Here is a 17268-nt window from a genome sequence, read left to right on the forward strand (position 1 = left end):
TACCCAGGCTGCAACGAGGAGACGACATGAGTGACCTGCAAAAAAACGGCCGCGAGGTGCTGCGCCGGGTGTTGGGCGACGCGTATTTCGAGAAACGCGAGGCTGGCCGGAATTCCTTCAATAACGACGCCCGCGAACTGGTCGAGACCTACTGCTTCGGCGCGATCTGGGGTCGTCCCGGCCTGCCCGCCCATACCCGCAGCCTGATTCTGCTGGGCATGCTCACCGCGTTGGGCAAGGGGGCCGAGTTGAAGATGCACGTGGTTGGCGCGCTGAACAACGGATGTTCGGTCGACGAGATCAAAGAGGTGCTGCTGCAGGCCATGGTCTATTGCGGCGTGCCGGCCGGTGTGGAGGCCTTCCGGGCGACGGAAGAAGTGCTGGCCGCGCAGAACCTGATCGACAAGGCCTGATATGCAGCGCATCGGCTTCATCGGATTGGGCGCCATGGGTTTGCCCATGGCCGTGAACCTGCTGGCCAAGGGGCATCCTGTCATTGGCTTTGACACCGTTGCCAAGCCGGCCTTCGAGCGGGCGGGGGGCCGGGTCGCGAGCGCCATTTCGGAGCTGGTGGCCGAGGCCGACATCATCATCACCATGCTGCCCAATGGCGCGGCCGTTCTTGATGTGGCCGCGGACCAGGTCCTGCCCCATATGCGGCCGGGACAGGTCATCATCGATTGCTCGACGATAGGCGTGCCCAGCGCGCGCAAACTGCATGCCCTGGCTGCCGAGCATGGCGTGGCGGCCTTGGATGCGCCGGTGACAGGAGGGGTGGGCGGGGCCCAGGCCGCCACGCTCACTTTTATGATTGGCGGCGAGGAGGCGGTATTCACCGCCATGCGCGATGTGCTGGCGGTGATGGGTTCCAAGCTGGTGTATGCGGGTTCGGCCGGCAACGGGCAAGCCGTCAAGATATGCAACAACATGGCCGCGGGCATCATCAAGATTGCGATCAGCGAGGCCTTTGTCCTGGCCCGGCAATTGGGCGTGGATGAGCGGGTCTTCTTCGAGGTCGCCGCATCGGGCAGCGCGCAATCGTTCGCGCTCACACGCACCTGCCCGGTACCGGGCCTGGTCGAAAACTCTCCCAGCAGCCGCGATTACACCAATGGCTTTGCCACCAGCCTGATGCTCAAGGATATGGTGCTGGCGCAGGAAGCGGCCATGGCCAGCGGCGCGGCCACGGTGCTTGGCGGGGCGGCCACGCATCTGTACCAGCTATGCGCCAATGCCGGGCTGGGCGATCGCGATAACGGAATCGTCTATCAATTTCTATCGGCCAAGTCGGCATAAGACCGCGACAGGCTCAGGAGACATCAATGAACGACATCAAGAAAACCCTGCTGGCCGTGGCGTTGGCCGTCACGGCCTCCAGCGTCATGGCGCAGGATACCTATCCGGCCAAGCCGGTATCCATCGTGGTGGGCTTCGCGGCCGGCGGCAGCACCGATCTGCTCGCCCGCACCCTGGCCAAGGAGCTTTCCGAGCAGTTCAAACAGACTTTCATTGTCGAGAACAAGCCCGGCGCCAACAGCAATGTTGCGCACACCTATGTGGCGCGCGCCGCGGCGGACGGCTATACGCTGCTGATGGTGCCCTTCGGCCTGGCCGTGAACCAGTATCTGTACAAAGGCCAGAAGTACACGCTCGACAGCTTTGCGCCCATCGCGCTGGTCGCGCAGGTGCCCAACGTGCTGGTGGTCAACAAGAACCTGCCGGTCAGCGACGTCAAGGGCTATGTGGCGTACTCCAAGGCCAACCCCAAGGCGGTGTCTTATGGCTCGCCGGGCGTGGGTTCTTCCTTGCATCTGGGCGGCGAGCTGTTCCGGCAAGCCACGGGCGCGCAGATATTGCATGTGCCGTTCAATGGCAGCGGGCCATCGCTGATGGCGGTGCGCGCCGGCGACGTCACCTCGGCCTTCGACAATCTATCGACCGCCGCACCCATGATCCGGACCGGCGACCTCAAAGCCCTGGCCGTCACGGGGGCCAAGCGATCCGATGCTTTCCCGGAGTTGCCCACCGTTGCCGAATCGGGCTATCCGCAGTACGAGATCTCCTCCTACTTCGGCCTGGCCGCGCCGGCCGGCACGCCCCCTGCCATCGTGAATAAGCTCAATGCGGCCGTCATGAAGGCCGTGACTAGCCCGGCCTTTCAGGCCCAGTTCAAGACGCTGGGGGCGTATGTCGACCCCAACACGCCGGCCGAGTTCTCGGCTTTCCTGCACAAGGAAAGTGAGAAGTGGAAGCAGGTCGTGGAGACATCCGGCATCGATCTATCGAACTGAGGCCGCGTGCAGGCGCGCGGCGCGCGCCTGCACCTGGATCCGCAGCGCTGGCGCAGGGCCTGCATCCGGCGCGCACCGGCTCCAGGCCCCGTGCTGCCTTCATGCGGCGCCGGTCAGAGCGTTGCGCCGCCGTCGACCGTCAGCTCGGCGCCGGTCATATAGGCGCTGTCTGCCGAGAGCAGAAACAGCACCGCCGCGGCGACTTCATCGCAGGTGCCCAGGCGCGCCAGCGGTACGCGTTTGACGCGCTCGGCCAGGGCGTGCGCGGATTTGATTTTCAGCATATCGGTGTCGATGGGGCCGGGATATACCGCGTTGACCCGGATGCCGTGGGCCGCCAGGCTGGCCGCCGCCGATAGCGTCATGCCCCGCAGCCCCCACTTGGTGGCGCTGTATGCAAAGGACCCGGGCGAGGCACGCAGACCCGCGGTCGATGAGATGTTGACGATGGAGCCTCCTCCGCAGCGGGTCATGGCCCGGGCCCCATACTGCAAGCCGAGAAAGCTGCCCCGCAGGTTCACCTGGACATGCAGATCGAACGCGGCGGGCGAGGTATCGAGCAAGGGTTGGGGCCGGTAAATCGCCGCATTGTTCACCAGGCCATAGAGCGGGCCCAGCCGCGCGATGGCGGCCATGGCTTGCGCCCAGTCCGCTTCCTGCGCGACGTCCAGGTGGAGATAGTGGGCGTTGGGCCCCAGCGAGGCAGCCAGACGGTGGCCGGTCTCGTCGTCAATGTCGGCCAGAAATACTTGCGCCCCCTCCTGGATGCATTGCCGGGCCTCTTGCGCCCCTTGCCCATGCGCCGCGCCGGTGATCAGTATGAGCTTGTCTTCAAAGCGTCCCAACGGGTTGTCTCCTTGCGCGGTTGCGAGCGGCAGGCATGCGTATCCCTGGCATTTTGCCGGTGGCCGGTGTGTCTCTCGTATCAAATCGCACATACCTGATATGCCTATCCTGGTAAGCCGCCGGGCGCGGCGCTGCCTACCATAAGTGCGACACGCGCCGGCAGCGGTGCGGCCAATCACGGCGACGCGGGCACCATAGCCCCGGGCCAGGAGACAGACATGCCTTCAAGACGTGGGTTTTGCGTGGGTTTGGGCGGGGTTGCGGCCCTGGGATCGAGCCTTTTCTCTTCAGGGTTGCGGGCCGCGTCGAACTGGACGGCGCAGAGGCCGCTGCGGTTCATCGTTCCGTTTGCGGCCGGTGGCGCCTCCGATGCGTTCGCGCGGCTCATCAGCGAGCCGTTGAGTCGGGGTCTGGGGCAGCCGTTTGTCGTGGAGAACAAACCGGGCGCCGGCGGCGTCGTCGCGGCGGATTTCGTGGCGAAAGCGCCGCCCGATGGCTACACCCTGTTGATGGCGACACCGGGCACACAGCTGATCAACCCGTATCTGTTCAAGAACCTCCCCTACGCGCCGGATGCCTTCGTGCCGGTGGGGCCGCTGTTCGACGCGCCCAATGTCCTGGTCGTGCATCCCGATGTGCCGGCTCGGACGGTTGCCGAGCTTATTGCGCTAGCCAAAAAGCAGCCCGGGCAGCTCAATTTTTCCAGCTCCGGCCCCGGGTCCAGCTCGCATCTGTCAGGAGAGATGTTCAAGCTGATGGCGCAAGTCGAGATGACACATGTTCCCTACAAGGGTAGCGCGCCGGCGATGAACGATCTGCTGGCGGGCCGCGTGCAATTGGCCATAGACACGATCTCGACGGTATTGCCGCACATCCGCGCAGGCACTTTGCGTGCCCTCGGTGTGGGGACCCTGGCGCCGCACCCGGCGTTGCCGCAGGTTCCCCCTATCGCGGCGACCGTCCCGGGCTTCGAGTCCGGGGCCATCAACTACGTGCTCGCTCCGCCGGGTACGCCGGCCGAGGTCGTGCGCACCTTGTCCGTGGCGTTCAGGCAGGCCTTGGCCGAACCGGCCACCGAGGCGCGAGTCGCCGAGATGGGGTACGCCATTCTGTCGGATACACCCGAGGAATTGGGCGAACGCATTCGGCGGGATCAGAAGAAGTGGCGGGAAGTCATCATCAAGGCCAATGTCACGGTCTGAGCACCGGCATGCTTGGCGCGTTCGCAATGCCCGCAATGCCGGGCGTGCACGTGCCGGCGCCGGCCTGTGGCTAGGGCTGTTTGATCCGCTCGCTGGAGGATTCGCGCAGGCAGGCGGCAAAGAGTTCGACGGCGGGTGTGATGGTGTCGGCACGCCAATAGAGAATGGCCTCGCCCAGAGGGGCCAGCGGTTCGAGGGGCAGCACGCGCATGGAGCCGCGCTGCACGTAGCGCCTGGCCAGGGACAGCGGCAGGATGGAGATATAGTCGCCGCGCCGCAGCAGCGATAGATTGAGCGCCAGCGAGCTGGACTCGATGGCCGGCTGGCCGAGTGTCACGCCCTGTTCGGCCAGCGCCTGAGCCATGGTGGCGAAGGCGGGCGAGGCCCGCATGGGAGTGATCCAGCGCGCGTCTTGCAGGTCCTGCTGCCGGACTTGCACATCGCTGCCGCCCAGCGGGTGGTGCGATCCGACCACGAAAACAAAAGGTTCGTGGTGCAGGGATTCTTGCCGCATTTCGGGGATGGTGCCGGCCATGCGGTTGCGGCCCAGCGCCAGATCCAGATTGCCTTCGTCCATCATCTTGAGCAGCCGGTCCAGGGTCGATTCGACAAAGGACAGGGTGGCCGTCGGGGCGCGCCGCGTAAACAGTTCTACCGCGTGCTCGATGACGGGCTGCGGGATGGTGACGACCGCGCCCAGCCGGACATGGCCGGCCGTGCCCGCGCTCAGGGCGCTGACATCGCGCTGCGCCAGTTCCAGTTGCCGCAGGATCTCGCGGCCGCGTTCGACCAGTACCTGGCCGATGCTGGTCAGTTCGACCGCGTTGCCAGCTCGCCGTGTGACGGCGGCGCCCAGCGCCTCTTCGATCTCGGCGATCTGCTTGGAGATGGCCGGCTGGGTCACATGAAAGGCGGCCGCCACGCGGGTGACCTGGCGCAGCTCGGCCAAGGCGACCAGGATGCGCAGGTGCCCCAGCTTCAATCCGCTGCGGAAAAACCGTTCCAAGGAAGCGTCGGCGGTGGGCATGGGGGATGTGCGGGCAGGTTGCGGTACGTCAATCATAACCAAATGGTTATGCCGTAGGCTCTAACAGTGATTTGTCGCCGGCTATCCGCAATCGTAATAATGCTGCGGACAGCGCAACTGCGCGTGCTCATCGAGCCGCGGTAAGCCGCCAGGCAAGAATTTGCCGGTGTCGGGCCAAGAGGTAACGCATAACCTTTTGCAGAATGGCTGGCAATACACGACGTGCCACAAGGCATGCAACTACGGAGACAGTACTCATGAGTTCGTCCCTTTCTGGCGGCGCATCCGCGCCCGCCGGCCTCAGTGCAGCCGCCGATTCGGGCGCACGCGATGCCCTGTATCGCAAACTCACCCTGCACCTGATTCCCTTTCTGTTCCTGGCCTTCATCGTCGCCTATATCGACCGGGTGAACATCAGCTTCGCCAAGCTGCAGATGCTTGCCGATCTGTCCTTGTCGGAGACGGTCTATGGCGCGGGCGCGGGGATGTTCTTTCTGGGCTACTTCATCTTCGAAGTGCCGAGCAATCTGATTCTGCATCGCGTAGGCGCGCGCATGTGGATCGCGCGCATCATGGTGACGTGGTCCATCATCTCCTGTCTGACCCTGTTCACGCAGGGCGCGACCTCTTTCTATGTGCTGCGCTTTCTGCTTGGCGTGGCCGAGGCAGGCTTCTTTCCCGGCATCGTGCTGTATCTGTCGACGTGGTTTCCCGCCAGCCGCCGCTCGCAGATCATCGCCCTGTTCATGGTGGCGATTCCGGTGTCCGGCGCCATCGGGGGGCCGTTGTCCGGCTGGATCATGCAAAGCTTCGCCGGCGTGCACGATATGGCGGGCTGGCAATGGATGTTCCTGATCGAAGGCATCGCCTCGCTGCTCGTGGGCATTGCGGCGTTCTTCGTGCTGCAGGACCGTATCGAAACCGTCAAATGGCTCAGCGACGACGAGAAGCGTTTGCTGGCCGCCGACCTGGCCGCCGATGCGGGCACGCGGGCCCATCACACCGTGCGCGAGGTCTTTCGCAATCCGAAGGTCTGGCTGCTCAGCCTGCTGTACTTCTGCATCGCCATGGGCAACTACGGCCTGGTGTTCTGGCTGCCGACCATGATTCGCTCCACCGGCGTGGCGGACCTGGGCAATATTGGTCTGCTGTCGGCCGTGCCCTCGCTGATCAGCGCGGTGGCCATGATTCTGATCGCGCGCCATGCGGATCGGCACAATGAGCGCCGCTGGCACGTGGCCATCTGCTGCCTGCTTGGCGCCGGCGGCATGCTGGCTTCGGTGCTGCTGGTCAACCACATGGCCTGGTCCATCGTGGCCCTGATCGTCGCGGCCATCGGGATCAATTCCATCGCCCCGGTTTTCTGGGGCATTCCGACCGCGATGGTGGGTGGCGCGGCCGCGGCCGCGGCCATTGCGCTGATCAACTCCATTGGCAATCTGGCCGGTTTCGCCAGCCCCTATCTGATCGGTTTTCTGAAGGACAGCACGGGTCAATTGCTGCCGGGCATGATTGTGCTGGCGCTGGCGCTGGTCGTGGGTGCGGTGATCTCGGTGTCGATGAAGCCCGTGCGGAGCGCCTCGTGAGCGCGCCCGTTTGCTTGGTCACCGGCGGGGCGACCGGCATCGGCGCGGCCACGGCCCTGCGCTTCGCCCGCTCGGGCTGGGCGGTGGCCATCACCAATTTTGATGCCGGCACGCGCGCGGCGGCCGAGGCGACCGGCGCCGAATGCCGCGCGGCCGGTGCCGACGTGTTGATCCGGGACGCCGACGTCGGGCAGGATCAGGATTGCCGCGCGCTGGTTCAGGCGGTGGCGCAGCGGTGGGGCCGGCTGGATTGCCTGGTCAACAGCGCCGGCACGACGCGCGTGATTCCGCATGGAGATCTGGACGGCGTCGATGCCGACGAATTCGAGCGGATTTATCGCGTGAACCTCATCGGCATGTTTCAGATGACGCGCGCGGCCGCCGATCTGCTGCGCGCGCGGGCGCCGGGCAGCGACTCGGCCGCGGTGATCAATATCTCGTCGCTGGCCGCCTTGAATGGCACGGGCTCGTCCATTGCCTACGCCGCGTCCAAGGGCGCGGTCAACAGCCTGACGTTGTCGCTGGCGCGCACGCTGGCGCCCGAGGTGCGGGTCAACGCGATCGCGCCGGGCATGGTGGACGACGGCCTGCTGCGCCGCACGCTGGGCGACGAGGCTTATGCGCGCGTGCTGGCCAGCATGCGCGAGAACGCGCCGCTCAAGCGCGTGGCCTCGCCCGGCGAGATCGCCGAGCTGAGCTGGTTTCTGGCGACTCAGGCGCCGGCCATGACGGGCCAGGTGCTGGCGATCGAGAACGGCCTGTTGTTGAACACATGATCGCCGTGGCGACACTTAAGGATGCTGACCATGAAAGACTTGCATAAACACCGCTCGCGCATCGTGACCGAGGGTGTGACCCGCACGCCGCATCGTGCCTTTCTGCGCGCCACGGGTCTGGATGATGAGGCGATCGCCAAGCCTTTCGTGGCCATCGTCGATACCTTCGGCGAGAACACGCCCTGTTCCATGTCCTTGAATCAGATCTCGGATAATGTGCGGCTGGGCGTGGCCGCAGGCGGGGGCGTGCCTATCCGCGGCTCGGCGATTTCGGTGTCGGACGGCACGTCCATGAACCACGCCGGTATGCGTTTTTCCCTGGTGTCGCGCGAAACCATCGCCGACAGCGTCGAACTGTTCGTGCGGGCGCATTGCTACGACGCGTTGGTTGGCGTGGCCGGCTGCGATAAAACGCTGCCCGGCATTCTGATGGGCATGGTGCGGGTCAATGTGCCGGGCGTTTTTCTGTTTGGCGGCGCCATGCTGCCCGGCACCCTGCCCGACGGCTCGCAAGCCACCATCCTGACGGCCATCGAAGCCGTCGGTACGGCGCAGCAAGGCAAGATGTCCGCCGAGACGCTGGCCGGCATCGAGAAGCGCTGCACTCCGACGGCGGGGTCCTGTCCCGGGCAGTTCACCGCCAACACCATGGCCATGGTGGCCGAGGTGCTGGGCCTGGCTCCGCTGGGATCGGCCATGGTGCCCGCGGTCTATAGCGAACGTATCGCCATCGCCCGGCGTGCCGGCGAGAATGTAATGCGCGCCTTGCGCGGCGGCGGTCCGCTGCCGCGCGATCTGGTCACGCGCAAAAGCCTGGAGAACGCCTGTGCGGCCGTGGCGGCCACGGGCGGGTCCACCAATGCCATGCTGCATATCCCGGCCATCGCGCACGAGGCCGGCATACGCTTCACGCTCGACGATGTGTCCGAAGTGCTGGCGCGCACGCCGCTGATCGGCGATATGCAGCCTGGCGGGCGTTATCTGGCGGTTGATCTGCACAACGTCGGCGGCGTGCCGGCGGTGCTCAATGCTTTGCTGGCCGGCGGCCATATTCATGGCGATACCCTGACGCAAAGCGGCCAGACACTGCAGGAGGCGCTGCAGGCTTTCCCCGGCCCGGACGGGCGGGTGGTCAAGCCGCACGACGAACCCCTGTCGCCCAATGCCGGGCTGGTGGTCTTGCGCGGCAATCTCGCGCCCGATGGCGCGGCCCTGAAGACCGCGGGGCTCAAGCAACTGGTGTTCTCCGGGACGGCGCGGGTTTTCGAGACCGAAGAGGATTGCATGGCCGTGGTGGCCGCGCAGGGCTACCAGGAAGGCGACGTGCTGGTGATCCGCAATGAGGGCCCCAAGGGCGGGCCCGGCATGCGCGAAATGCTCAGCGTGACGGCCGCCATCTACGGTCAGGGCATGGGCGAGAAAGTCGCCCTGCTGACCGACGGACGGTTCTCCGGCGCCACGCGCGGGATGTGCATCGGCTATGTCGGCCCCGAAGCGGCGGCGGGCGGCCCGATTCGTTTGCTGCGCGACGGCGACCGGATTCACATCGATGCGCTCAAGGGACGTTTGGACGTAGCGCTGTCCGACGATGAGCTGGCCGCGCGCGCCGCTCAGGCGCGCCCCTTTGTGCGAGGCCGGCTCGGCGGGGTGCTGGAAAAATACGAGGCACTGGTCCGCCCGGCGGCGCTGGGCGCGGTGACGCACTCGGGCGCCGTCGACTGGCCGTACGACACGCCGCAGGAGCCGGGTTCGCTGGCCGAGGGCGGTGCGCGATGACCGGGCCGCGTATCGGGTTTTGCGGCATCGGCCGCATGGGCGAGCCCATGGTGCGCCGCTTGCTGGCCGCCGGCCACGAGGTCGCGGTGTGGAATCGCTCCGCGGGCAAACTCACGGCCCTGGTCGAGTCCGGCGCGCACGCCTGCGACACGCCGGCGGCACTGGCCGACCGGGTGGACATGGTGTTGCTGTGCCTGGGCGATGGCCCGGCCGTGCAGGAGGTGGTCTTCGGCGCGCAGGGCCTGGCTGTTGCGGCCCGGCCGCCGCGCTTTCTGGTGGATCATTCGACGCTGTCGCCGGCGTTGACTCAAGCATTGGCGCAGCGCTGGAACGAGGCGACCGGCGGGGTCTGGATCGACGCGCCGGTTTCGGGCGGGACGGCGGGCGCCGAGCGCGGCACCCTGGCCGTCATCGCGGGCGGGCCGCAAGCGGCCATCGCGGCCGTGACGCCGGCGCTCATGGCCTTTGCGGCGCGCGTGACGCGCATGGGGGACGTCGGCGCCGGGCAGACGAGCAAGCTGGCCAATCAGATGGTCGTGGCCACCACGCTGTCGGCGCTGGCTGAAGCCTTTGTGCTGGCCGCGCGCAATGGCATCGATTGCGCGGCGATGCCGGCGGCCCTGCAAGGCGGCTGGGCGGATTCGGTGCTGCTGCAGACATTGTGGCCGCGCATGGTGCAGCCGCCCCTGCAGGCTTCGGGCACGATCCGCGTCTTGCTCAAAGATCTGGACGCCATCGCCGAGCTCGCCGAAGACAGCCACACGGTGCTGCGCGTGCTGCCCGCCGTGCGGGGGCTGCTGCAAGCCGCCATGGCGCGCGGCTGGGCTGAAGACGATTTGTCGCAGGTCTTTCGTATCTGCGCGGAGGAAAGCGCCAGGGCTGGCCAGCCCCGCTGACCGCCCGCCGGCTCCTCGGGCCGCCGCGCATCGGACGGCCGCCCAGGCGGGAGCCGGCGTCGTTGGCCCCGCGCAGGGGCCTGCCTGGCACCCGGCCCCTGCGGCCGTCCGGACCGATCCTGAAGGCCGGCTCGTTATCATGAGCGAATATCGGGTAGAGTTCGCGGCTTATCTTGCACGTAATACCGGTGCGGCCGGGGTAGCGAACGCACCCGCCCACGCGGCGCAAGCCTGCGATCGGTTGGCAATTCAGGAGGGCCTTCATGCGCCAAATCGTCATCATTGGCGGCGGTCACGCCGCCGCACAACTTTGCGGCAGTCTGGCCGACAGCGGCCAGGACATGGCCATCACGCTGATCAGCGAAGAAGCGCATCTGCCCTATCACCGGCCGCCGCTGTCCAAGACTTTCATCAAGGACGCCGCCGCCGAGCCCGCGCTCTTGCGGCCGGCTAAGGCCTATGACGACGCCGGAGTACGCCTGCTGTTGGGCGAAACCGCGGTCGCCATCGATCGGGCCGAGCGCAAGGTGACGCTGGCCTCGGGCGCGCAGCTCAGCTACGACGAGCTGGTGCTGGCCACCGGCACGCGCGCGCGGCGGCTGCCGGGCCTGGAGCCCGAGCCGGCCAATCTGCATTACGTTCGCAGCGTGGCCGACGCGCAGCGTCTGCGCGAGGCCCTGGCCGCGGCCGGCAGTGTCACGGTGCTGGGCGGCGGTTTCATCGGGCTCGAAGTGGCTGCCACGGCGGCAGCGCTGGGCAAGCAGGTAGCGGTATTCGAGAGTCAGGATCGGCTGTTGGCGCGTTCGGTCTCGCCTGAGATTTCGGATCTGGTCAGCGCCAACCTGCGCGAGGCCGGCATCGCGCTGCATCTGGGCGCGGCCGTCGAGGGCTTCGACGTGGCCGATGGCCGGGTGCGCAGCCTGCGCGCAGCGGGCCAGGCACATGCGGTCGAACTCCTGATTGCCGGCATCGGCGCGGTGCCCGAGACTCGCCTGGCCGAAGCGGCCGGCCTGGAGGTCAACAACGGCATTGTGGTCGACGGCCGCATGCAAACGTCGGACCCGCATATCCATGCCATTGGCGACTGCACGGCATTCCCGTATGCGCGCGAAGGGCGCGCGCTGCGTCTGGAGTCGGTCCAGAACGCCAATGATCAGGCCCGGGTGCTGGCAGCGGTGCTGGGCGGGCAGGCTGCCGAGTACCACGCCCTGCCCTGGTTCTGGTCCGATCAAGGGGCATTGCGTCTGCAGATCGCCGGGATTGCTCCGGCGGGGTGCGAGCGGCGCATCCGCCCGGGTGCAAAACCCGGCAGCCTGTCGGTGATGCATTTCCTCAATGGGCGTTTGATGTGCGTGGAATCCATCAATGCACCGCTGGATCATATGGCGGCGCGCAAGCTGCTGGATCTGGCCGAGCATCCGCCCGTGGACGTGCTGCTGGATCCGGCGGTGGCGCTGAAAACGCATTGCTGAGATGTCGCGCCCGCCCGGGGCGCGATCGTTTCTGTGCTGGCTTGCGCGGGGCCGGGGGTGAAAACTCCCGGCCCCGTTTCTCTGGCGCAGGTCAGGCCGGTGCCCAAGGTTCGCAGAACGGCAGCATGCCGGTGGCCGGATGACAGTTGACGTATTCGAAGGCATGGCCGTCTTGCAGCACGAAGAGCTCGTGCCAGGTGACGACTTCGCGTTTGTCTTTGTGCAGCCGGTTCATGTCGATGGCGTGGCGGTAGATGTCCAGATGCGTCTCGTGCGAAGCCGCCCAGCCCTCCAGGTGGGCCATCGACAGGAAGTAGGCCGCAACCGAGGTTTCCTGCCGGGGTGAGCCGTCCTCGTTCAGATTGGCCATGATGCGCAAGGACATACAGCCCGTGGCCACTTTGTGGTCGCGCAGGAAGTTCATACCGCGCATGAGCTTGGGCTGCAGCGCCTGGAGATAGTCCTCGGTCTGCTCGAGCCCTGCGCCTTCCCAGAACTGGCCCGAACGTAGCATCGCTACATTGTGCGGCACGCGCACCATCAGGCGCGCGCCGCGGCTGGCCGGCACGGCCGGCTGCGGCAACTGCTCACCCCAGGGGCTGAGCAGTTCGTCTATTGCCGAGACGGGCAGCCGGTCGCGCGCCGCGCCAAAGTAGCCATTGTTGGTGATGGAGACGATGGTGCTGTCCGGCGTGCGGCCAAAGCCGATGCGGTAGGTCGGCTTGGAATAAATGGTTTCGTGGCGGTCATAGGGCACGCTGACCGTCTCGTTCCAGTAGCCGAAACGCTCCTGCAGGCGCGCGGCATCGGTAAACCAGCGCCGGAAGCCCGTCTGGTGCATCCAGGCAGCGTATTGCCCCGGGTCGGTCCAGTACGCCACCACGATGCCATTGGTATGGCCGGCTTCGTCCAGGCAACGCATGAACTCATAGCTTTGCGGACCATAGGGGTCGTCGAGCCAGGGCTGCATGAGGCGGTGAAAGGCCTGCTCGTCTTCCCAGCTCAAGACCTCGGCCTGGATGCCGAAGTAAGCGGTGGTGAGCATGGCCACGGGCTTGTCCCAGCGCAGCGAAAACCGCGGCGCGGCCGGCTGATGGCCGGGCGGCCGGCGGGCGGCGATGGTGCGTGGGTACTGAACTTCGAACGTCATGACGGCCCCCTGTTTCAGTCCTCGCCCACCGTCTGGATCACAGACATGGGCCGCTCTTGCACGGTGAGTTGGAAGATGTCTGGCCGGCCGTAGTGTCCGGCGACATCGAAGTCGAACTTGCCGCGCGCCAGGTCGTCGGTGTCGAGCTCGGCCGTCAGGATGGTCTCGCCACTGAAGTCCGGGCCGGCCAGCACACGTCCGAGCGGATCGATGATGAGGCTGCCGCCCCGCATCAGCAGGTCATCGTCCTGATCCGTGATGAGGTTCTTCATGCCTTGAGGAAATTCGGAACGCTTCAGGTACTGGCAGGCCGACAGGACGAAGCAGCGGCCCTCGAGGGCGACATGGCGCATGGTGGCCTCCCAGCTATCGCGGTCGTCGGCCGTCGGGGCGCAGTAGATGGACACGCCTTTGCCGTACATGGCCATGCGCAGCAAGGGCATGTAGTTTTCCCAGCAGATGACCGAACCCATCTGGCCCCAGGGCGTGTCCACCGTGGTCAGCGTGGAGCCGTCGCCAAAGCCCCAGCACAGGCGCTCGGCGGCCGTGGGCATGAGCTTGCGGTGCTTGCCCAGCAGCGTGCCGTCCGGGCCGAAGAACAGCACGGTGCAGTAGAGGGTGCCGCCGTCGCGCTCGATGACACCGATCGTCACGAACAGGCCGGCTTCAGCGGCGGCCGCGCCCAGTGCGTCGGTCTGCGCGCCGGGTACGACGATGGCCTGGTCGAAGTATTGCCGGAACTCGTCGCGGCCCTGGGCCGTGCGCACGCCGATGGCGATATCGAAACTCGCTCCCTTGGGGTAGCCGCCGATGAAGGCTTCGGGAAACACCGCGATGTCGGCGCCCTGGCGCGCGCAATCGGCGATCAGCGCGCAGGCCTTGGCCACCGTGGCCGGCGTGTCTTCGGTAATGGAGGCGGCCTGAACGACCGCGGCCTTGAACTTAGCCATGTGGATTTCCTTCTAAATGCCGAGATAGGTACGACGGATATCGTCGTTGGATTCGAGTTCGGCGGCGCTGCCATGCATGGCGATGCGGCCGCTTTCCAGAACATAGGCCCGGCCCACGACGCGCAGGGCGCTGGCCACGTTCTGTTCAATCAGCAACACGGAGATGCCCTGGGCGTTGACCTTCAGGATGGCGTCGTGCACTTCGTCGACCATCATGGGAGCCAGACCGTGGCTGGGCTCATCGAGCAGCAGCAAGCGCGGCCGGGCCATCAGCGCGCGGCAGAAGGCGACCATCTGCTGCTCGCCGCCCGACAAGGTGCCGGCCATCTGGCCGCGGCGTTCGGCCAGGCGCGGAAACAGCGTGAAGCAGGCCTGGATATCGGCGCTCAGGTCCGCGCCCCGGCGGTTGTAGGCGCCCAGCAGCAGGTTGTCGTGGACACTCATTTCAGGAAAGACATGCCGGCCTTCCGGCACGCAGGCCACACCGGCATTGACGCGCCGGTGTGCGGGCAATTCCGTCAGATTGCGGCCTTCGAACGCGATGGTGCCGCTCAGTTTGGGCAGTTGCCCGCAGATGGCGCGGATGATCGACGTCTTGCCGGCCGTGTTGGCGCCCAGAATGGCGACGGTTTCGCCGGCCTGCACGTCGATGTTCACGTCGTGCAGAACCGGCCGGGGTCCGTAGCCGCCCGTGAGATTACGTATGCTGAGCATGGCTGCCTCCCAGATAGGCGGAGATGACATCGGGGTTGGCGGAGACGTCGGCCGGCGTGCCGTCGGCGATCAGCCGGCCGAAATTCAGCACCAGAAGTCTTTCGCACAGGCGCATGATGGCGCGCATGTGGTGTTCGACCACGATGAGCGTCAGGCCGTCGCGGTCGCGCAACTCGCGCAGCGTCGCCATGACGGCATCCATCTCCGGCGGCGTGAGCGCGGCCATCACCTCGTCGAGCAGCAGGATGCGCGGCTCGGTGGCCAGGGCGCGGGCGACTTCGCCCAGCGCCTTTTGCGGAAACGTCAGGTCATCGACGTCGGCGTGTGCCTGGTCGCGCAGCCCGACTTTGTCCAGGCAGTCCCAGGCCAGGGCGCGCGCGTCGGGCAGCTTGTGATGCAGCAAGCCGGCCGTCGTGACGTTTTCCAGCAGGCTCATCTCGGGAAACAGCGCGGTGTTCTGGAAGGTCTTGGTCATGCCCTGACGCGCGATGACGTGCGGGCGTTTGCGGTCGATGCGTTTGCCGTCGAAGTGAATCTGTCCCGACGTGGGTTTGTACATGCCCACCAGCATGCTGAACAACGTGGTTTTGCCGGCGCCGTTCGGGCCGATGAGGCCGATGATTTCCTTGGGCCGGATGCTGAAAGAGACATCGTTGACGGCCACCAGGCCGCCGAACCGGACGGTCAGATTGCTGGCGATCAAAGTGGCGGTCATGCGCGTGCTCCTGCCCGCTTGCCGCGGAATACCGATACCAGCCCGCGTGGACGCCACAGCACGATGGCGATGAGCACCACGCCGAACGTAAAGGGCGCGATGCCGGCTGCCTTATTGGACAGATACGTGTTGAGGACTTCTTCGAGCGGCACGACGACCAGCGCGCCGATGATGGGGCCGGCCAGGGTGCCGACGCCGCCGACGATGGCGATGAGGGCGGCACGGATGGAGATGCCCGCCGCGCTGAAAACGCTTTCCGGATCAAAGAAGAAGGTGAACTGCGCGAACAGCGTGCCGGTGGCGGCTGTCAGCGCCGCGGAGATCAGCGCGCCGGTAAGTTTGACCTTGAGCGTATCGACTCCGGCGACCTCGGCGGCATCTTCGTTCTCGCGCACGGCCCGCAGCAGATAGCCCATCTTGCCGTGCGCCAGCCAGGCAAACACCAGCGAGACAATGACGAACAGCCCGGTAAAGAGATAGACGTAGTTGCCCGCGCCGCGGAACTGCATCATGAGCCAGGAGTTACCCACGAAAGGCACGGAGATGCCCTGGGGGCCGCCCGTAATGCCGGGCAGTGAGGTCGCCAGGATGCGGCATGCCTCGCCGAAAGCCAGCGTGGCCAGGGCGAAGTACGGGCCTTTGAGGCGCATGGTCGGCAGGGCCAGGACGATGGCCGCCAGCATGGCCAGGACCATGCCCAGCAGCATGCCCAGCCACGGCGTGATGCCCCACAGGGTCTGCAGCACGGTCGAGGAATAGGCGCCGATGCCAAAGAAGGCCGCGTGACCGAGCGAGATCTGGTTGGCCAGGCCGCCGACGATGTTCCAGCATTGGCCCAGGGTGGCGGCCATCAGGACCAGGCACAGCACGCGCACCGCGTAGCCGCGCGGGTCGAGCACCAGCGACAGGCCCAGCGCGGCGATGGCGACGATGGCGATGAGGAGCACAGACTTTTTCATCGTGCCCCCTTGCCCAGCAAGCCCTGCGGGCGGAAGGCCAGAAAAGTGATGAAGACCACGAACAGCGCGAGGTTCTGCAGTTGTATGGGCATGACGAGGGTGGAGAGCGACTGGATGACGCCGACGATGAGGCCGCCGACCAAGGCGCCCAGGACGCTGCCCAAGCCGCCCAGCACCACGACGGTGAACATCAGGACGACGAATTGCGCACCGGCGGTGGGACTGACGGCCGAATAGCTGAGAATGACGCCGCCGCCAAAGGCGGTCAGGCCGGTTCCCAGTCCGAAGGCGATGGCATAGACGGTGCGCGTATCGATGCCGAAGAGTTGCGCGGCATTGGCGTTTTGCGAGGTGGCGCGGATGGCCCGGCCGATCCAGCTGCGCGTCAACAGCAGCCATAGCGCACCCGAGATCACCAGGGCGGCGATGAAGGCCACCAGATAGGGCACGGAGATGAACAGCGGTCCGATCTCCAGGGCGGCGGTCTGGTAAGGCGTGCGCACCGAACGGAACTCCGAGCCAAACAGCATCAGCGCGCCGTTCTCGATCACCGCCAGCAGGCCGACGGTCAGGAAAATCTGCGCCACCGGCGGTGCTTTGAGCACATGCTGCACCAGCAGCCGCTGACAGAGCGCGCCCAGCGCAAAGCCCACCGCCAGGGAGACGAAGGCGCCCAGCACGGGATCCAGGCCCAGGTAGGCCCAGGCGAACCAGGCGGCGTACATGCCTATCATCAGGAATTCCGCCTGCGCGAAATTGACGATCTTGAGCACGCCGAACACCAGCGACAGGCCGACGGCGATCACGCCGTAGACCCCGCCGATCAGCAGCCCGTCAATCAGGGTTTGAAGAAATGCGGAGATCATGGAGCATCCTGCGGGCCGGCGCGGGCCGGCCCTCGGGGAAGT

General features: G+C 66.2%; 17 protein-coding genes. 9 read left to right on the forward strand and 8 right to left on the reverse strand.

The window, feature by feature from the left end; all coding sequences use genetic code 11:
- The first annotated feature begins 26 nt into the window (after positions 1-26).
- Genes CAL22_RS01145 through CAL22_RS01155 form a run of 3 tightly spaced genes read left to right on the forward strand, consistent with a single transcriptional unit; the run spans position 27 to position 2291 of the window.
- A complete protein-coding gene (locus CAL22_RS01145; protein ID WP_094809667.1) occupies positions 27-413 on the forward strand; it encodes a carboxymuconolactone decarboxylase family protein in 387 nt (128 codons plus the stop codon).
- A gap of 1 nt (position 414) precedes the next feature.
- Positions 415-1296, forward strand: coding sequence for a 3-hydroxyisobutyrate dehydrogenase (mmsB, locus tag CAL22_RS01150; protein WP_094809668.1), 882 nt, complete (start codon positions 415-417; stop codon positions 1294-1296).
- Between the two features lie 26 nt (positions 1297-1322).
- Positions 1323-2291 carry a Bug family tripartite tricarboxylate transporter substrate binding protein gene (locus CAL22_RS01155; RefSeq protein ID WP_094809669.1) on the forward strand — a complete coding sequence of 323 codons (969 nt, stop codon included), beginning with the start codon at positions 1323-1325 and terminating at the stop codon, positions 2289-2291.
- A 113-nt stretch (positions 2292-2404) separates the two neighbouring features.
- Here CAL22_RS01155 and CAL22_RS01160 read toward each other — a convergent pair whose 3' ends face one another.
- The gene (locus CAL22_RS01160) at positions 2405-3136 is read right to left on the reverse strand and encodes an SDR family NAD(P)-dependent oxidoreductase (RefSeq protein WP_208621836.1); all 732 of its coding nucleotides are present in this window, start codon (positions 3134-3136) and stop codon (positions 2405-2407) included.
- 219 nt (positions 3137-3355) lie between these two features.
- On the opposite strand from CAL22_RS01160, the gene CAL22_RS01165 reads away from it, so the two are divergent.
- A complete protein-coding gene (locus CAL22_RS01165) occupies positions 3356-4339 on the forward strand; it encodes a Bug family tripartite tricarboxylate transporter substrate binding protein (protein ID WP_094809671.1) in 984 nt (327 codons plus the stop codon).
- A 70-nt stretch (positions 4340-4409) separates the two neighbouring features.
- Here CAL22_RS01165 and CAL22_RS01170 read toward each other — a convergent pair whose 3' ends face one another.
- Positions 4410-5366, reverse strand: coding sequence for a LysR family transcriptional regulator (locus tag CAL22_RS01170; RefSeq protein WP_208621837.1), 957 nt, complete (start codon positions 5364-5366; stop codon positions 4410-4412).
- Between the two features lie 257 nt (positions 5367-5623).
- Here CAL22_RS01170 and CAL22_RS01175 point away from each other — a divergent pair, with 257 nt between their 5' ends.
- The 5 genes from CAL22_RS01175 (at position 5624) to CAL22_RS01195 (ending at position 11872) form a co-directional block, all read left to right on the forward strand.
- Positions 5624-6952: an MFS transporter gene (locus CAL22_RS01175; protein ID WP_094809673.1), complete on the forward strand. Its 1329-nt coding sequence runs from the start codon at positions 5624-5626 to the stop codon at positions 6950-6952.
- The gene (locus tag CAL22_RS01180) at positions 6949-7728 is read left to right on the forward strand and encodes an SDR family NAD(P)-dependent oxidoreductase (protein ID WP_094809674.1); all 780 of its coding nucleotides are present in this window, start codon (positions 6949-6951) and stop codon (positions 7726-7728) included. The genes CAL22_RS01175 and CAL22_RS01180 overlap by 4 nt, the downstream gene beginning before the upstream one ends.
- 30 nt (positions 7729-7758) lie before the next feature.
- Complete coding sequence (ilvD, locus tag CAL22_RS01185; protein ID WP_094811019.1) at positions 7759-9504, forward strand: dihydroxy-acid dehydratase; 1746 nt, start codon at positions 7759-7761, stop codon at positions 9502-9504.
- Entirely contained in the window at positions 9501-10400 is a 900-nt protein-coding gene (locus CAL22_RS01190) for an NAD(P)-dependent oxidoreductase (protein ID WP_094809675.1), read from the forward strand. The genes ilvD and CAL22_RS01190 overlap by 4 nt, the downstream gene beginning before the upstream one ends.
- Before the next feature lie 263 nt (positions 10401-10663).
- A complete protein-coding gene (locus tag CAL22_RS01195; RefSeq protein WP_094809676.1) occupies positions 10664-11872 on the forward strand; it encodes an NAD(P)/FAD-dependent oxidoreductase in 1209 nt (402 codons plus the stop codon).
- Between the two features lie 91 nt (positions 11873-11963).
- On the opposite strand, the gene CAL22_RS01200 is transcribed toward CAL22_RS01195, so the two are convergent.
- From CAL22_RS01200 to CAL22_RS01225, 6 genes are read right to left on the reverse strand one after another with little or no spacing between them, the layout of a single operon-like run.
- Complete coding sequence (locus tag CAL22_RS01200; protein WP_094809677.1) at positions 11964-13022, reverse strand: phenylacetaldoxime dehydratase family protein; 1059 nt, start codon at positions 13020-13022, stop codon at positions 11964-11966.
- A 14-nt stretch (positions 13023-13036) separates the two neighbouring features.
- Entirely contained in the window at positions 13037-13972 is a 936-nt protein-coding gene (locus CAL22_RS01205; protein ID WP_094809678.1) for a nitrilase-related carbon-nitrogen hydrolase, read from the reverse strand.
- 12 nt (positions 13973-13984) lie between these two features.
- Entirely contained in the window at positions 13985-14686 is a 702-nt protein-coding gene (locus CAL22_RS01210; protein WP_094809679.1) for an ABC transporter ATP-binding protein, read from the reverse strand.
- Positions 14670-15401 (reverse strand): ABC transporter ATP-binding protein, encoded by a 732-nt coding sequence (locus tag CAL22_RS01215; RefSeq protein WP_094809680.1) that lies wholly within the window; start codon positions 15399-15401, stop codon positions 14670-14672. Before CAL22_RS01215 ends, CAL22_RS01210 begins: the two co-directional genes overlap by 17 nt.
- Complete coding sequence (locus CAL22_RS01220; protein WP_094809681.1) at positions 15398-16360, reverse strand: branched-chain amino acid ABC transporter permease; 963 nt, start codon at positions 16358-16360, stop codon at positions 15398-15400. Before CAL22_RS01220 ends, CAL22_RS01215 begins: the two co-directional genes overlap by 4 nt.
- Positions 16357-17226 carry a branched-chain amino acid ABC transporter permease gene (locus CAL22_RS01225; RefSeq protein ID WP_167383527.1) on the reverse strand — a complete coding sequence of 290 codons (870 nt, stop codon included), beginning with the start codon at positions 17224-17226 and terminating at the stop codon, positions 16357-16359. The genes CAL22_RS01220 and CAL22_RS01225 overlap by 4 nt, the downstream gene beginning before the upstream one ends.
- Positions 17227-17268 lie beyond the last annotated feature (42 nt).

This window comes from Bordetella genomosp. 12, assembly GCF_002261355.1.
Classification (GTDB): domain Bacteria; phylum Pseudomonadota; class Gammaproteobacteria; order Burkholderiales; family Burkholderiaceae_B; genus Bordetella.